The organism is Corynebacterium sp. S7 (assembly GCF_054401105.1).
This window is the reverse complement of the sequence record NZ_CM136760.1, coordinates 1,024,658-1,039,663: the sequence shown is the minus strand read 5'-3', so window position 1 is coordinate 1,039,663 and position 15,006 is coordinate 1,024,658. Positions and strand designations below refer to the sequence as shown.

At 57.4% G+C, this 15,006-nt stretch carries 13 protein-coding genes; 3 read left to right on the top strand and 10 right to left on the bottom strand.

Features of this window, described 5'->3' with window-relative positions; translation table 11 throughout:
* Nucleotides 1-597: 597 nt before the first annotated feature.
* Nucleotides 598-2,049 carry a glyceraldehyde-3-phosphate dehydrogenase gene (locus ACXZ66_RS05050; RefSeq protein WP_458751283.1) on the bottom strand — a complete coding sequence of 484 codons (1,452 nt, stop codon included), beginning with the start codon at nucleotides 2,047-2,049 and terminating at the stop codon, nucleotides 598-600.
* 342 nt (nucleotides 2,050-2,391) lie between these two features.
* Between ACXZ66_RS05050 and ACXZ66_RS05045 the strand changes: the two genes are divergently transcribed.
* Nucleotides 2,392-3,567, top strand: coding sequence for a DUF6882 domain-containing protein (locus tag ACXZ66_RS05045; protein ID WP_458750799.1), 1,176 nt, complete (start codon nucleotides 2,392-2,394; stop codon nucleotides 3,565-3,567).
* A gap of 3 nt (nucleotides 3,568-3,570) precedes the next feature.
* Here the strand turns inward: ACXZ66_RS05045 and ACXZ66_RS05040 are convergent, their stop codons facing one another.
* On the bottom strand, nucleotides 3,571-4,563 hold the full coding sequence (locus tag ACXZ66_RS05040; RefSeq protein WP_458750798.1) for a 3-hydroxyisobutyryl-CoA hydrolase: 993 nt from the start codon (nucleotides 4,561-4,563) through the stop codon (nucleotides 3,571-3,573).
* Nucleotides 4,564-4,570: 7 nt separating this feature from the next.
* Here ACXZ66_RS05040 and ACXZ66_RS05035 point away from each other — a divergent pair, with 7 nt between their 5' ends.
* Both ACXZ66_RS05035 and ACXZ66_RS05030 read left to right on the top strand, forming a co-directional pair.
* Nucleotides 4,571-5,398: an HAD family hydrolase gene (locus tag ACXZ66_RS05035; RefSeq protein ID WP_458750797.1), complete on the top strand. Its 828-nt coding sequence runs from the start codon at nucleotides 4,571-4,573 to the stop codon at nucleotides 5,396-5,398.
* Nucleotides 5,395-5,967 (top strand): DNA-3-methyladenine glycosylase, encoded by a 573-nt coding sequence (locus ACXZ66_RS05030; RefSeq protein WP_458751281.1) that lies wholly within the window; start codon nucleotides 5,395-5,397, stop codon nucleotides 5,965-5,967. The genes ACXZ66_RS05035 and ACXZ66_RS05030 overlap by 4 nt, the downstream gene beginning before the upstream one ends.
* Nucleotides 5,968-5,980: 13 nt before the next feature.
* Here ACXZ66_RS05030 and ppk2 read toward each other — a convergent pair whose 3' ends face one another.
* The 8 genes from ppk2 to ACXZ66_RS04990 form a co-directional block, all read right to left on the bottom strand.
* A complete protein-coding gene (ppk2, locus tag ACXZ66_RS05025) occupies nucleotides 5,981-6,871 on the bottom strand; it encodes a polyphosphate kinase 2 (protein WP_458750796.1) in 891 nt (296 codons plus the stop codon).
* 86 nt (nucleotides 6,872-6,957) lie between these two features.
* Nucleotides 6,958-7,284 (bottom strand): putative quinol monooxygenase, encoded by a 327-nt coding sequence (locus tag ACXZ66_RS05020; protein WP_458750795.1) that lies wholly within the window; start codon nucleotides 7,282-7,284, stop codon nucleotides 6,958-6,960.
* A 53-nt stretch (nucleotides 7,285-7,337) separates the two neighbouring features.
* Nucleotides 7,338-9,026 carry an alpha/beta hydrolase gene (locus ACXZ66_RS05015; RefSeq protein WP_458750794.1) on the bottom strand — a complete coding sequence of 563 codons (1,689 nt, stop codon included), beginning with the start codon at nucleotides 9,024-9,026 and terminating at the stop codon, nucleotides 7,338-7,340.
* Entirely contained in the window at nucleotides 9,007-10,818 is a 1,812-nt protein-coding gene (locus ACXZ66_RS05010; RefSeq protein WP_458750793.1) for an ABC-F family ATP-binding cassette domain-containing protein, read from the bottom strand. Before ACXZ66_RS05010 ends, ACXZ66_RS05015 begins: the two co-directional genes overlap by 20 nt.
* A gap of 13 nt (nucleotides 10,819-10,831) precedes the next feature.
* Nucleotides 10,832-11,812 carry a 4-(cytidine 5'-diphospho)-2-C-methyl-D-erythritol kinase gene (locus ACXZ66_RS05005; RefSeq protein ID WP_458750792.1) on the bottom strand — a complete coding sequence of 327 codons (981 nt, stop codon included), beginning with the start codon at nucleotides 11,810-11,812 and terminating at the stop codon, nucleotides 10,832-10,834.
* The gene (rsmA, locus tag ACXZ66_RS05000) at nucleotides 11,805-12,677 is read right to left on the bottom strand and encodes a 16S rRNA (adenine(1518)-N(6)/adenine(1519)-N(6))-dimethyltransferase RsmA (RefSeq protein WP_458750791.1); all 873 of its coding nucleotides are present in this window, start codon (nucleotides 12,675-12,677) and stop codon (nucleotides 11,805-11,807) included. Before rsmA ends, ACXZ66_RS05005 begins: the two co-directional genes overlap by 8 nt.
* A gap of 22 nt (nucleotides 12,678-12,699) precedes the next feature.
* Nucleotides 12,700-13,902 (bottom strand): transglycosylase family protein, encoded by a 1,203-nt coding sequence (locus tag ACXZ66_RS04995; protein ID WP_458750790.1) that lies wholly within the window; start codon nucleotides 13,900-13,902, stop codon nucleotides 12,700-12,702.
* Between the two features lie 209 nt (nucleotides 13,903-14,111).
* The gene (locus ACXZ66_RS04990) at nucleotides 14,112-14,957 is read right to left on the bottom strand and encodes a TatD family hydrolase (protein WP_458750789.1); all 846 of its coding nucleotides are present in this window, start codon (nucleotides 14,955-14,957) and stop codon (nucleotides 14,112-14,114) included.
* Nucleotides 14,958-15,006 lie beyond the last annotated feature (49 nt).

Sequence of the window (15,006 nt, the reverse complement as noted above, 5' to 3'; positions counted from 1 at the left end):
ATCGTGTTGCCTGAAAAGTGCGCCTAAATAGTGCTCTAGGTCACATTAGGTGGAAAAGGTAACACACCAATCAATAGCAAGGAAGTAAAACGGAAACCTTATAGCTGGCAGCAATTGAAGGAAATTTGCATCGTCTTAACAATTTTCCTTCGCGCCCAAGCCCTGAAATTCGGGCTATGATTCCGATTAATTTCTAGAGATCACAAACGACATCCCTCCCGATTTGAAGGAGATTCTCGGCAAGACGATCAATTTTCAGCGACCGGAATTGATAAATTTTGGTTAACAAAATGAATTACTTGATTTGACACACATGGCCGATACGCACGAGATATCCGCACCCCCGAACGAATCTTCATTCGTGGTCGTCGAAATTTTTCCGACACGATCTAGACAAGACTCCCCAACAGGCAGTTTCCAGGGGAAAACCTTTTTCTTGCGCTTCGAAATCGTCCGCAGAGGCTTTCGTCGAGAAGCTTGTGAATCTTCGTCGCGACACTCTCACCCGGACATTCTCGCTACGTCAATTTGGGGGTAGAAAATACGGAAATGCCCCGAGGACATCCCTCGGGGCATGAGAACACACTTAGCTAGGTGCTAGCGGATCTCGGCAGGTTCCTTGCGCTTCGGAAGGACGCGTGGGCGAACGCCTGCGATCTCCTCGACGATGCGGATCACCTGGTTCGAGTATCCGTACTCGTTGTCGTACCAGACGTAGAGCACGAGGTGGTTACCCGATGCGATGGTGGCTAGCCCATCGACGACTCCCGCGTGGGTCGAGCCGACGAAGTCCGTGGAGACGACCTCTGGAGAATGGATGTAGTCAATCTGCTGGCGCAGGTTTGAGTCGGTAGAGACGCGACGCAGGTAATCGTTGACCTCGTCCTTGTCTACTTCGGTGTCCAGATCGAGGTTGAGTACGGCCATGGATACGTCCGGGGTGGGAACGCGGATTGCGTTGCCGGTGAGCTTGCCTTCGAACTCTGGCAGCGCCTTGGACACTGCCTTGGCTGCACCAGTTTCGGTGAGCACCATGTTCAGACCGGCAGCACGGCCACGGCGCGGGCCCTTATGGAAGTTGTCTGCCAGGTTCTGGTCATTGGTGTAGGAGTGCACGGTTTCCACGTGACCATGGTTGACGCCGTAGCGATCGCCAATCACCTTCAGCACCGGAGTAATCCCGTTGGTGGTACAGGAGGCGGCAGAGAGAATGCGATCGGATTCGTCGTTGGTAATGGCATCGTGGTTGATGCCGTAGACAATGTTCTTCACATCGCCCTTACCCGGTGCGGTCAGCAGCACCTTGCTTACGCCTGTGGATTTGAGGTGCTGCGACAGGCCTTCGCGGTCACGCCAACGTCCGGTGTTGTCTACGACGATGGCGTCGTCGATTCCATAGGCCGTGTAGTCGATGGTTGCGGGATCATCCGAGTAGATCATCTGAATCGGGGTGCCGTTTGCCCAGATCACATCGTTTTCTGCGTCAACGGTGATGGTGCCGTCGAATGCGCCGTGGACCGAGTCGCGGCGCAGCAGCGAAGCGCGCTTCACAATATCGTCGTCGCCCTTCTTGCGCACGACGATGGCGCGGAGACGCACTCCCCCGTAGGTGGCGTCGCGCTGGATCAGGATGCGGGCAAGAAGGCGGCCGATGCGACCGAAACCATAAAGGACGACGTCCTTGGCCTTCTTTTCCTTTTCGCCACCGATGACAGGTGCGAGTTCTTCTTCGAGGTATTCGCGCAGGTCCTTGTTCTCCAGGCGACCGTAGTTCTTCGCCAAGCGGCCCAGGTCGATCGATGCGGAACCCAAATCCATCGTGGCCAGCTCACGCACGATAGGAAGCGTTTCATCCAAAGAGAGCTCGCGGGACACGACACGGCGCGCATAGCGGTGCGCCTTCAAAATGTCGATGTCAGTCGCACCCACCAGGATCCTGCCAAAAATCGAGGTGACTGCATTGTTATCCCGATGGAGTTTGCTGATCAGCGGCAACATTTCTTGCGCTTGCTTCAGGCGACGGTTCCAGTCATCCTGCTTCTGCTGCATGCTGTCCTGAGTGCTCAAATCAATCCTCTTCTTTTTCGCTCTTAACTTAGGTGGATAAGGAACAGTTCTTGGGGGCAGGGTAATGCCCCCAACACCTCCCTTACAATATGTGATTTAGCATGTCATTACAGGTATCGGGGGTAGACATCACACCCACGACCAGCAATAATAATATCTTTCTGTGTACTTTGTGTTTTCGCGGCCACGGAAAGGACCAACACGGGACCAGCTCGCGGATCAGCCACTGCCAGCAGCATTTCAGGGAATACGGTTAAACTCGACCTACGAAATTAATGTGCGAAACTAGCTCGCAAAAACGCTCGGAAGGAAACCTCGGGAAACGTGGACTCGCTCATGCCCTCCACCTTGCAGGATATCGTGACAGATGGGGCCATTGCCCAGCACGATATTGATTCCATCGCCATATCTGCGACAGGAAAAATCCAAGGCGTTGAATTTACTGGCCCTGATCCCGCTGACGATGCCCTCGATGCATTCGTGGAGCTTCGGCTGCACTACCCGCATGGTCGAACTTCGGAGACTACCGGCACTCGCGCAGCCCTTATTCGCGATGGAATCTGGCAGTGGCGCACACAGCGCGTCGACAAATTTGATGTTGACGAGCTCCACCGCGACCTCACCGCCTCCGACGAGCTCATCCGGGCAACACGCACGCTCTTTGGAAACACACCCGTCCTCCTGGCTCCGCACTCCGACGGCACAACCAGCGTTGTTGCCCTCAACGGCTCCCCTCGGGTGAATGAATTTCGCCCGGCATTGATCAGCGGAATCGCTACGCTACCGAAGGAAATGAATACCTCTCGTGCCGTGCACGCCTTCGCAGCCCAGCGCGGTTACGAGTGCACCTTTGACGAGGATGGGATCACCATCTCGGATGGCACCCGGATCACCCTGACCGAAGGAGAAGTTAGCGATGTCAGCGGCGGACTGTCCTTCGCCGAGGTACTCGCCGATGGATACCTCACCAGCAAGGAACATCAGTTCTTGTTCCACGGACACTTCCCGCAGGCTCAGATTCGCCTTAACCTGCACACCGGCCGAGCCCTCATCGACTCCCCTGATCAACATTCATTCGAGGTGGAAGCCCAGGTCATTGCCACGGTCCGCGGCGAGAACGCAACCTGGGCATGGGCCGACGAGGGACTTTTCGGCGCTTCAGCCTCACAGGCTGCGCAGCGCCTGCGTGGATTCGCGCTTGAAAACGGTATCCCCCAGCTCCTGCGCCCCATTTTTGAGACGAGCGCCCTCGATGACGCCATCGTCGCTACTAAACCGATTCTTAACATGTGGACTCACGCAACTACCGCGCTCAACGCAGAAACCACAGGCGTGGTCCTGCTGCGTGGCCCACAACTCGCGCTGCCCGCCGCAAGCCAGGATGCAGTCAGCGCAACGTTGGCAGGTTTTCCCTCGCATATCGACGAAAAACGCGCCCGGGAAACTTACGCACGAAACCGTAAGTTAACCACGGGCGCGGACGGCCAGCTTTACGCCTAAGCCTTAAACCCTCACCTTAAGAACTGCGCGGTAGCGTTCAGCAGGGCCAGCCTCTACGAAGTGCGGGTCCTGGTCCTTATCTACCAGCACCGCGCGCACCCCTTCGGCAAAATCTGGCTCCCTGCGCATCAGCTCACCTAAGGCCCGCTCGTTTTCCAGCGCACCTGCCAGATCCAACTTGGAATTGGCAATAAAGAGTTCGGTGGCGGCAACGAGAGCGGAAGGAGATCCCTGAGCGGTCAGCTTTTCGACGAGTTCCTTCAGCTCTCCGTGCAAGTTCTGCTCGATCTCTTCCCAGGAACCCTGGAACTGCGCCTCGATGTCGTCGTAAAGCGAAGGAAGCTCTGGGCTCGCCGACGGCGAGATGGCTGCCTGATCGAGAGCGCTGGGGCCGTTTTCGATGATGGCTTCGAGCAGTCCGTCGAAGCTTTCGACGAGGTGCGTGGCCAGGCCTGTTTCGATCATGTCGGCGGCTTTCAAGCGGTAGCCCGTCAGTCCGAGGAAGGTCCCAAGTGCCTGCGACGGGTGCCCTGGGAGGTGTTGGAAGAGATACGACATGCCCACGTCGGTGATGAAGCCAATGTTGATTTCTGGCATGGAGGCCCAGGAGTCAGCGGTGATCACGCGGTGGGAACCGTGTGCCGATACGCCGAGGCCACCGCCCATGGTCAAGCCATTCATCAACGCGATGTACGGCTTGGGGTACTCCGCAATCATGAGGTTGGAGTTGTACTCGTACGCGAAGAAATCGTCGACGGGCTGGAAGTCTTCGGCCAGTACCTGGTCGCGGATTGTACGCACGTCACCGCCTGCGCAGAAGTGCTTGCCGTCGCTGCGAATCACCACCTGTTCGATTGCGGGATCTTCCCTCCACTCAATCAAAGCGTCGGTGATAATGGTCATCATCTCGTCGTTAAGGCTGTTCAGAGCTTTGGGACGATCTAAACTGAGGATTCCGGTAGACTTCTCTACAGTAACTTTTACAGGCTGATTCATGTAGCCAGTGTTTCACATCACAAAGGGTCTCGCTATTAATTCACCAAAACTTATTGCCTTAGATATGGACGGCACGCTGCTCGACGGCGAGGGCAAGATTCCAGATCAATTTTGGGATCTGCTGGCCCGCGCGGAACTAGCAGGGATGACTATTGCTCCCGCCTCTGGTCGCCAGTTGGCCACGCTGCGTTCAATGTTCTCCGTGACCAATACTCGCCCGCATACCTACATCGCCGAAAACGGCGCGGTGGTGTGGCACAAGGGCGAGGTGGTGTCGCAAAAGAGAATGCAGCGCGATATTGCCCTGCGCATTTTGGAAGCAGTCGCGTCGATCGATGTCGGTGTTCACGTCGTACTGTGTAAGGCCGACGTCTCTTACACTGACGAAAACATGCCTCCGGAAGTAAAAGCCGAGGTAGACAAGTACTATCTGGCAAATCAGCACACCGAATCTGTGCTGGACAAGGTAGATACCAATGTGGTGAAAATCGCGCTGTTTGTCGAAACTGATTCTGAAAGAGACGCACTGCCAGTGATTCGCGAGGTCGCCTCCGATTACACCGTTGCTGTGAGTTCAAAGCATTGGCTCGACATCATGGCACCTGGAGTAAATAAGGGAGTTGCTCTGCATGACCTGGCGAAGGTGCTGGGCATCAAGCAGGAAGACACCGCAGCAATCGGTGACTATCTCAATGACTACGACATGCTTGCAGCAGCTGGCACCGCCGTGGCCATGGAGAATGCGCATCCGAAGCTCAAAGAAATAGCCGATGAGATCGCAGACTCCAACGTCAACCACGGGGCTCTGAAAAAGATTCGCGAGTGGATCGGTTGATCGATTTCGCATTACCCGCCAACCTTGTTGCACCCCAGTTACTTGGTTGTTTGCTCTCCCACCGAGGCGTGACCATTCGGCTGACTGAAGTTGAGGCCTACCTCGGCGCGGAGGACGAAGCCGCGCATACGTTTCGGGGAGAAACGCCACGCAACGCGGCAATGTTTGGTCTGCCTGGCCGAATGTACGTTTATCGCTCGTACGGCATTCATAAGGCGGGCAATATTGTCTGCGCCCCTCGTGGCTTCGGGCAAGGTTGCTTGCTGCGGGCCGGCGAAGTGGTCGATGGCGTTGACATTGCGCGTAGCCGCCGCGGAGACGTGGACTTCTTCAATCTCGCACGAGGACCAGGCAACGTCGGACAAGCACTGGGCCTTGAGATCAGTGATAACGGCGAGCCTGTAACAGGCCCGAATTTTCTGCTCGCCGAACGCGCGGTGGAACCAGAGTGGGTGGTGGGACCGCGCATCGGCATCTCAAAAAACGTCGACGCTCCCCTGCGTTTTTGGATTCCGTTAGATAAAACTGTCTCCGCACGCAGAGGGTACCCCGGAGGAAAAAGCCGCTAGGGCAGCTAGGGGCCTATTTCTTCTTTTTCTTCTTGTCCTTATCTTTATCCTTGCCTTTGCCCTTAGCGCTGCCCTTCGAATTCGAATGCTCCAAGTTCGCTGCCACATCCGGCACATAACGGAACTCGCCGCGTGGAGGACGCTTGTAATCTCCAGAAGCTGGACGGCCTGGAATCTCCGGTAGCGGACGGTCGATCTTCTCATAAGGAATCGTGGACAAAAGATGCGAAATCACATTGATACGCGATCGCTTCTTATCCTCCGATTCCACCGTGTACCACGGCGCCGAAGGGATATCGGTGTGGATAAACATCTCGTCCTTGGCGCGGGAATAATCCTCCCACCTAGTGATGGATTCCAAGTCCATCGGGGAAAGCTTCCAGCGACGCAGCGGATCGTCCAAACGCGATTGGAACCGCGCCACCTGCTCTTCGTCGGAAACAGAGAACCAGTATTTGCGCAGCATAATGCCGTCTTCAACAAGGAGGCGCTCGAAGATTGGTGCTTGGTGCAAGAAGCGACGGTACTCCTGTGAGGTACAAAATCCCATGACGCGCTCGACGCCCGCACGGTTGTACCAGGAACGGTCAAAAATAACGATCTCGCCTGCAGTAGGAAGCTTTTCTACATAGCGTTGGAAATACCACTGGCCTTGCTCGCGAGAGTTCGGGGTAGGCAGCGCCTCTACCCTGGCAGAGCGCGGGTTGAGGTACTGTGTGATCCGCTTGATGGCAGAGCCTTTACCGGCCGCGTCGCGGCCTTCCATCACCACGACAACGCGAGCGCCCGTTTCGACGACCCACTGCTGCATATCGACGAGCTCGGCTTGGAGCCTCTTGAGCTCCGTTTCGTAGGCCTTCTTATGCAGTTTCGGTGGCTTGGATGTCGTAATGTCAGATCCCATACTTACTACGGTACCTTCCGCCGCGCGCATGAAAAAATGGGCCTTCCCCAGTAGTCTGGGGCGGCCCAATGATGCGAAAGTAGGTATTATTTTTCTACCTTGAACTCCGCCATTTCATCCCATTCGAGCTTTCCTTCGATCAACGTGTTGATGATCGTCGGGGTCTCCTTCAGCAGTGTTGGGAATAGTTCAGCCGCGGCCTTGAAGTGATCGGAGTTGACGTGAGCTTCAGCCGCGTCGTCCTTAAAGGCTTCGATGAGCAGGTACTCATCTGGGTTGTCGGTGCTGCTGTACCAATCAAAGAAGAGATTGCCCTCCTCAGCGCGGGAGGCCTCGGTGAATTCAGCGACCTTCTCGCGGAAATCCTCAACATACTCGGGAAGTGGACGGAATCGAACGTTAATCAGAATCATATGCCTAATGGTACTTACATTCCGAGGGTTGCGGTGGCCGACCAGCTTGCCAACTAGTCCCCAATCGCGAGTGCCTCGCCCAACCGGTCCTGCGTTTGGCGCACGTACGCCTCGTCGAAACGCCCATCGGGTGCAATCGCCGCGAAACCCGGAATCATCGAATTGCCGTAGTTGTGGCCGTGCCCGTCGGGGACATTTTGCGACACTGGAAGATCCGCCGAAAGCTGGAGGAAGGTCACAAACGGTGCCCAAGTCATCTCGGGCAAGCGGTCAAAGCCTGGCTCTTCTTTCAGCCAATCAGGCTCGGTGAGAATCAGCTTGAAACTCCACCACACCACGGGATCGGAAGGGTGCTGCAGGTAGAGCATGCGGGTCGGACCCCACTCAATTTCATCTTGGGTCAGCGCCAGAATGTCGGCGTTGTTGTTAGCAAAGCGAACGACCATGCCCGCTGAATACTCCGGCTTGACCTCGGGGGTACCAGGGTCTCGTCGCGAAGTGAACTCGGGCCAGAGCGGATTGAAGTTCGGCGGCCCGGCCAACAAGATGCCGTCAACGGAGTTGGCAATATCGCGGATGCCGGAAAAGGCGGACTCAACGCCGGTGGTGCCCAGGGATTCCCCGTAGAGATACAGCTTCGGCCGCGTTTCTGGATCGAGTTTGTTCCACCAGTCAACGATCGGCGTGATGAAGTCCCGTCCCGCCAACTTCACCGCGTCACCGCCGGCAAAATAGTGGAAGGCCGACGGCATCGACGAATACTGCTCCGCGACGATTGCCGTGTCACCGTTATAGAGCAATTCAAAGCCCTGAGCTGTCGACGAGTTCACCCACCCCGTGCCGGTGGTCATGGTCACTAGGATCGCTTCACGCTCGGTGGCGTTTGTCCGCTCCAGCTCGTCGATAAGCAATTGAGCTCGCTGCGCATCCGTCGGGGCGTGCTGAATGCCCGCGTAGAGCCGGATGGGTTCCTTGGCCGGTTGGCCGGTCATAGCCTCGAGCTCGTCGGCGTGCATGCCCTGATCCAGGAAACGCGAACCGTAGGAGCCGACTCCTTCCCATGACAGATTCGACTCCGGCGATCCGGAGCGCTCGGGCTGGGTGGGGGCTTGCCTGCCGGGCTCCGCGTTCGCGTTGCGCACTGAAAATACTCGCTCCCCAAGTGCTACGACGCTGCCTGGGATTGCCGTTTCAACCAACCAAATCACAACGATAAACACAGCGATCCACCCCGCTGCACCCCGCACCGTTGGAGCCAGGCGCTCAGGCAGCGCTCGACGGATCCGCCGAGCAAACCACCGCGCACTCCTGCCAATGCCGACCACAAGGACGGCCACGAAAATACCGGTTGGCAAAATAAGCAGCCGCTCCCACAGCGGCGAGGGTTGGCCTTCCGTGAGTTCAGCTAACCTTGTCTGCCATCTTGACGACAAAATAATCACGGCCAGCATCCAGATCAGCAAGATCGCAAAAAGCGCTGCATATATGATCCGTCGGCGAGGCAACGGGATGGAAATCTTGCGCCAGATCACAAATTTCAATACGACCCAGTGGATAAACACACCAATGCCATAACCGACACCAGCAGAAAGACCCGAAACTAGTCCTTGGTAAAACCAGTCACGCAGCAACAATGACGGGGTGAGCCCAAGCGTGAAAAAGATGGAAGCAACCGTAAGGCCCCACCAGTCAAAATGCAGCCACTTGTGCGTCCAGTGATTGTTAACCTTCGAGTCGCTCACCGAGTTCCATCCACTCCATCTCCAAGCCCTCGTGTTCCTCGCGCACTTCCCCTAATTCCTCAGTTACTTGCGTGAGTTGGGCGTAATCGGGGTCCTCGCTGGCCGAAATCCGCGCCAGTTCTTCTTCGAACGTAGATATCTTATCTGTTAATTTGCCCATTTTTCGCTCGAGCGCGTTCATCTGCTTGGTGATCTCGCGTACTTCCTGCGAGCTCAACCCCGACCCCTTGGGTTCAGACGCGGGCGCAGTGTCGTTTTTGACACCCAAATCAAGCACGCCTTGGGCATTGTTCATCGCTTCACGACGAGAAAGATACTCTTCAATTCCGCCGGTCAGATTGGTTAAAGTCCCATCTCCGAACAGAGCATAGGTCGAATCTACGATGCGTTCGATCAAGTAGCGGTCGTGGGAAATCACCACGAGCGTTCCTGCCCAGCTATCCAACAAATCCTCGAGCTCCTGGAGAGTGTCGATGTCCAGGTCGTTGGTGGGCTCGTCGAGAAGCAATACGTTCGGCTCGCTCATTAGCACGCGGGTGAGCTGCAGGCGACGGCGCTCGCCACCGGAGAGGTCTCCGACTGGGGTGCGTTGCCGCTTCGGGGAGAAACCGAGGCGCTCAGCGAGCTGAGAGGCTGAGACCTCCTTGTCGCCCAAAGTGATGTAGTTTGCCACGTCTTCGACGGCCTCAAGGACACGCTGTTTCGGATCTAGATCGTCGAGTTCTTGCTTCAGCCAGCCGATGCGCACGGTTTGGCCCTCGATGCGCTTGCCTGCTGCCAGTGGGTAGGCCCCAGCCAACGTTTTTAACAAGGTGGTCTTGCCGGAGCCATTCACGCCCACAAGGCCGATGCGCTCGCCTGGGGCAAGACGCCACGTGAGGTGATCGACAAGCGTACGCCCATCCGGTGCGTCAATGCGCGCATCCTCCAGCTCAATGACCACGCGGCCTTGGCGCTGCTTGGAAAAGCTCATCAGCTCGATTTTGTCGCGCGGCGCCGGGACGTTGGCAATGAGAGCTTCTGCGGCTTCAATGCGGTAGCGCGGCTTTGAAGTACGCGCTGGTGCACCGCGACGCAGCCAGGCGAGTTCCTTCCGCGCCAAATTCTGACGGCGCTGCTCGATGGCATCTGCTTGGCGGGCGCGCTCGGCACGCGCGAAAGTCCAGTCGTTATATCCGCCCTCGTAGACATCGACGGTGCCATCGTGGACTTCCCAGGTCAGGGTGGCAATCTTATCCAAGAACCAGCGATCGTGGGTAACAACAAGAATGGCAATCTTACGAGAGAGCAGGTGATCTGCCAGCCACTGCACGCCCTCAACATCGAGGTGGTTGGTGGGCTCGTCCAAGACCACCAGGTCCAATTCCTGCACGAGTGCTGCCGCCAGGTTGACGCGGCGACGCTCGCCACCAGAGAGCCTGCCCACAGGAGTATCCAAGCCAAGCTCGGCAACTCCGGTGCCCGAGAGCACCTCACGGACTTTGGCGTTGGAGGCCCATTCAAAGGTTTCAAGGCCAAGAGGTTCGACGACAGCTTGACCGATGGTGAGGTTTTCGTCGAGATCAAAACGCTGCGTCACCACCGCCATGCGCAAATCCGAGTTATGCGACACACGGCCCGAATCCGGTTCTTCAATGCCGGTGACTACTTCAAGCAGCGTGGTTTTGCCGCCGCCGTTGAGGCCGACGACTCCGATACGGTCACCGGTTTGGATGCCCAGCGAGACACCGTCGAGCAGGGTCTTTAAACCCCAGGTCTTGGAAACATTTTCCAGGTTGATCAGATTTGCCATAGTGCGACTAATACTAGTCCACTAAATGGGCACCCGGTGCCGGGCCTCGGGCAACAAATCCCTCATAGGCAACGGTTGAGGTGAGCGCAGAAACTACCCGCTCGGCGTGCTCGCGGTCCTCGCACAATAGCGCCAAGGTTGGCCCCGAGCCAGAGACAATGGCACGCAGCGGACTAAGGCCTTGTGCTTCGTTGAGCGTGCGCCGCAAGTTGGGGTGCAGGGTCACCGCTGCTGGTTGCAAATCATTGTGGAGTGCGCCTGCAATCTGGATCGGATCGCCGCTGATAAGAGCGCGCGCGATCCTTCCCGTGTCCATGCGTGGCACCAGCGAGGGATCGTTGTGGCGCATGTCGTCGAGATGCTCGAAAACAGCTCCGGTGGACAGGCCTTCTTTCTGGGAGACGAAGGCCCACCACGATTCACCGCGCGTGAGCATAGGTGCCAAGTTGTCCCCGCGCCCTGTGCCAAGCGCTGTCCCGCCCATCACACAAAATGGCACGTCGGCGCCGAGGCTCGCACCGATGCGCATCAACTCAGCCTCTGTGAATTCATAGCTTGCGTAGTAGTTCAGGTAACTGTTTGCTGCGATCAAGGCGGCTGCGGCATCGGCCGATCCCCCAGCCATCCCGCCGGCAACAAACACCGTTTTCAGCACCTGGATGCTCAGCGTTGGCAGAAGGGAGTGCTGTATCTCGGGCACTGCGCGGTAGGCTTCGACGACAGCATCGACAGCCCGCCACGCTAGGTTGCCGGAGTTGTCAATGTCAATCTCCGGTTCATTGACCCGGAAATCAGTGCTCATGCGCTCGACAACAGAACCGTGGCTGACTTCGCGGGCATCAGACGAGACAACGAGGCTAACCGTCTCAGGGCGATCCACTGCCTGAAATACGGTAGCCAGTTCGTGATAGCCATCCGATCGGGCTTCCCCGACGCCAAGATGCAGATTTACCTTGCCATAGGCACGAGCGGTGAAACGCTGCGCGCTATTCATTTGTGCCAGCTTTGCGCACTTTAGCCAGGCGGACGTAGTCGTCGACGATGAGTTTTTCTCCCCGCAGCTGCGGGTCAATTTTCGCCGCCCGCAGCGCCTCTTCAGCAGCCGCACCGGAGCCGAAGATGCCCGACAGACACGAGCGCAGAGTCTTGCGACGTTGGGCAAAGGCGGCGTCGATAAGCGGAAAAACCTCCGACCGTGACTCGCGTGGCCACCCCTTGTCGCGCACATCGATGCGCACCAAACCTGATTCGATCTTTGGGGCTGGCCAAAAGACATTCTTGCCGATGGAACCCGCACGGGTGACGTCGCCATAGAAAGAGGCTTTCACACTGGGGACGCCGTAGATTTTGGAGCCCGGCTGTGCGGCCAAGCGGTCGGCGACCTCGGCCTGGACCATCACAAGTACTCGGCGAATGGACGGGAACTCCTCGAGTAGGTGCAACAACACAGGCACCGACACGTTGTACGGCAAGTTGGCCACTAACGCGGTCGGGGCTTCGGGCAGATCTGCGGCCGTGACCTTCAGGGCGTCAATGTTGACCACGTCGAGGCGATCGGCAAACGCCGGGGCGCGCTGCGTAACAGTCTGCTCGAGGCGACCCGCCAAGCGAGGGTCGATTTCCACGGCGATGACGCGGCGCACTGTATCAACAAGGCCCAACGTCAAAGAACCCAAACCCGGGCCGACCTCGATCACCACATCGTCGGGTGAGAGGTCGGCGGCCGCAACAATGCGGCGCACCGTGTTTGGGTCATGGACGAAGTTCTGCCCCAGCTTCTTCGTTGGGGTGACATCCAGTTCTGCTGCAAGGTCCCGGATTTCAATGGGACCAAGCAGGTGGGAGTCAGGTGTACTCATAGACTCCGAGATTAGCGGGAGTTTAGCGCAAGCCCAACTTGGAGGTACATGCAGGCCATGCTCCCCAGCCCTGTGCAGCCTGGGTCTTCTCAGCAATTGCGATCTGCTGCTCACGGGTTGCCTGGTCAGCGGACGGCGCGTACTGGGTACCGCCGTATGCAGCCCAGGTGGACTGGTTGAACTGCAGGCCACCCTGGTAGCCATTGCCGGTGTTGATTGCCCAGTTACCACCGGACTCACACTGGGCGATGGAGTCCCATACGGAACCGTTGGACACTGCAGGTGCAGCTGCGCCGGAGTTGCCGGACGCTGCAGCTGCTGGAGCGGCGGAAGCGGAAGCCGACTGGGTGGTGGCAGCAGCCTGAGGCTCAGGAGCCTTGGTGCCACGTGCGATGGTTGCTGGCTTTGCCTCGCGAGTCTGATCCTCGGAGATGATTTCTTCACTCTGGGCTTCGCCGTTGACGTAGGTCACGCGGCTGACTACACGCTTTTGACCCTGCTGGCCTGCATCGCGGACCTCTTCGGTACCCTGTGCGAGGTTGTGGTCGTCGATGTAGTTGGCAGGAACATCGAAGCTGACGTTCTGGGAAGACTCGCGGACCTTGACGCGCTCGATGTTGATCTGCTGGCCTGGCTGAACCTGCTCGCTCAGAGCTGGGGTGACGCGGTCGAAGGAGTCGACGGTGACACCGCGGGAAGCAAGCAGCTCACCAACGGTCTTCTTTGCCATGGACGTGTAGGTGACGTTGCCACCGTCGTTGATAGCAACGATCTTCGGGTTGGTGACATCCAGGGTCATGCCGTCGGTCACCGGCGCATCTGGTGCAGCGTTGTACTCTGCGCCACCATTGATGCCGTCGAGCTCGCTGATCAGGCCCTGAACGGTGGAGGCGGTGGAAGTGATTTCCTGCTGCTTGCCATCGATGACAACTGCGACTGGCTTTGCAGTCTGCACAGTGATGGTGTCACCGTTGGACAGAGCTTCGGATGGTGCTGGGTAGACCAAGTCTTCGGTGCCGATACTGATGCCAGCGGCTTGCAGGGCTCCGTCAACGCTTCCGGAGTAGGTGGACAGGGACTGAGCCTGGCCGTTGACGTCAATGGTGACGTCCTTCTGAGCTGCGCCTGCGACGGCGACGCCGCCGACAACGAGGGTGCCCAGGACGCCGCCGGCGGCGATCTTCACTGGGAGGGAAGCGGACTTGTTGATCTTCTTAGACGACATGTAGTTAGGTGTCCTCAAAGTAGGGAATTTCGGTTATCACACGATGTTGCTCGCGTTTTCTTCCGGTAACGATACGATAACAAGAACACTTTTACCAGAACGTTATCTTTATGAAACCATAGCGTGTCGTTCCGAAAACCGGCGCTTCCTGCGTAAACAGATTTTCCCCACATAAAAAAGTGTGGCGAGTATCACAAGTTTTCATGTAACTATTTTGAGTTGACGCCAAAAATTCTGCGGAAAGTGTCCCCTACTTCAGTTGCAAGATCAGCCACATCCATACCACGAGCCTCAGCCACACAAAGCGCAGTGTGCCCGATCAGGCTCGGTTCATTGCGCGCACCTCGAAATGGCTCAGGGGTCATATAAGGCGCATCGGTTTCGATCAGCAGTTGCCCCCGTGGTGCCTCAGCCGCAGCCTGGCGCAACTCGTCGTTACGCTTAAACGTCACATTTCCCGCCAGCGAAATCACGTAACCTCGCTCAATCGCCTCCCGTGCCACATCAATCGGCGAGGAGAAACAATGCAGCATTACTTCCTTCGGACGCGGGCTATCGGCAAGAATCCGCATCATCTCAGCATCCGCCTCGCGATTGTGCACCATCAAGGCCTTTCCAGAATCAACTGCCAACTGGATGTGCCACCGAAACGCCTCCTCTTGTACATCAAGGGGTGCGGTGCGGTCCGGGTCATGCTGAATCCAATAGGTATCCATGCCGGTCTCCCCGATGGCCACACAACGATCGTCCTGCGACATTTCAATAAGCCGCGCCCGCGCATCCGCATCGAGTTCATGCGCCCTGGTGGGATGAACCGCTGTGGCTGCGAAGACCCGGTCGTTCATGTGTGCTGCCTCAAGCGCCAGCTCAGCCTCTGCCAAGCCATCGCCCACCGTGCAGATCTGTTCCACACCCGCGTCGACCGCCCTTTGCACAATTGCATCAACTTCATCCTTTGAGCGCGCGTTGGCGCTGGCCAGGTGAGTATGCGCATCGATCAAGCCCGGGATTTTCCTGGCAGGGACTGGCGTTGGGCGAGGCTTCTTCTTTGACATAGGCCCTACCTTATCGCCCGCACGCCATTTCGCCCCAGCCCGGAGGCAT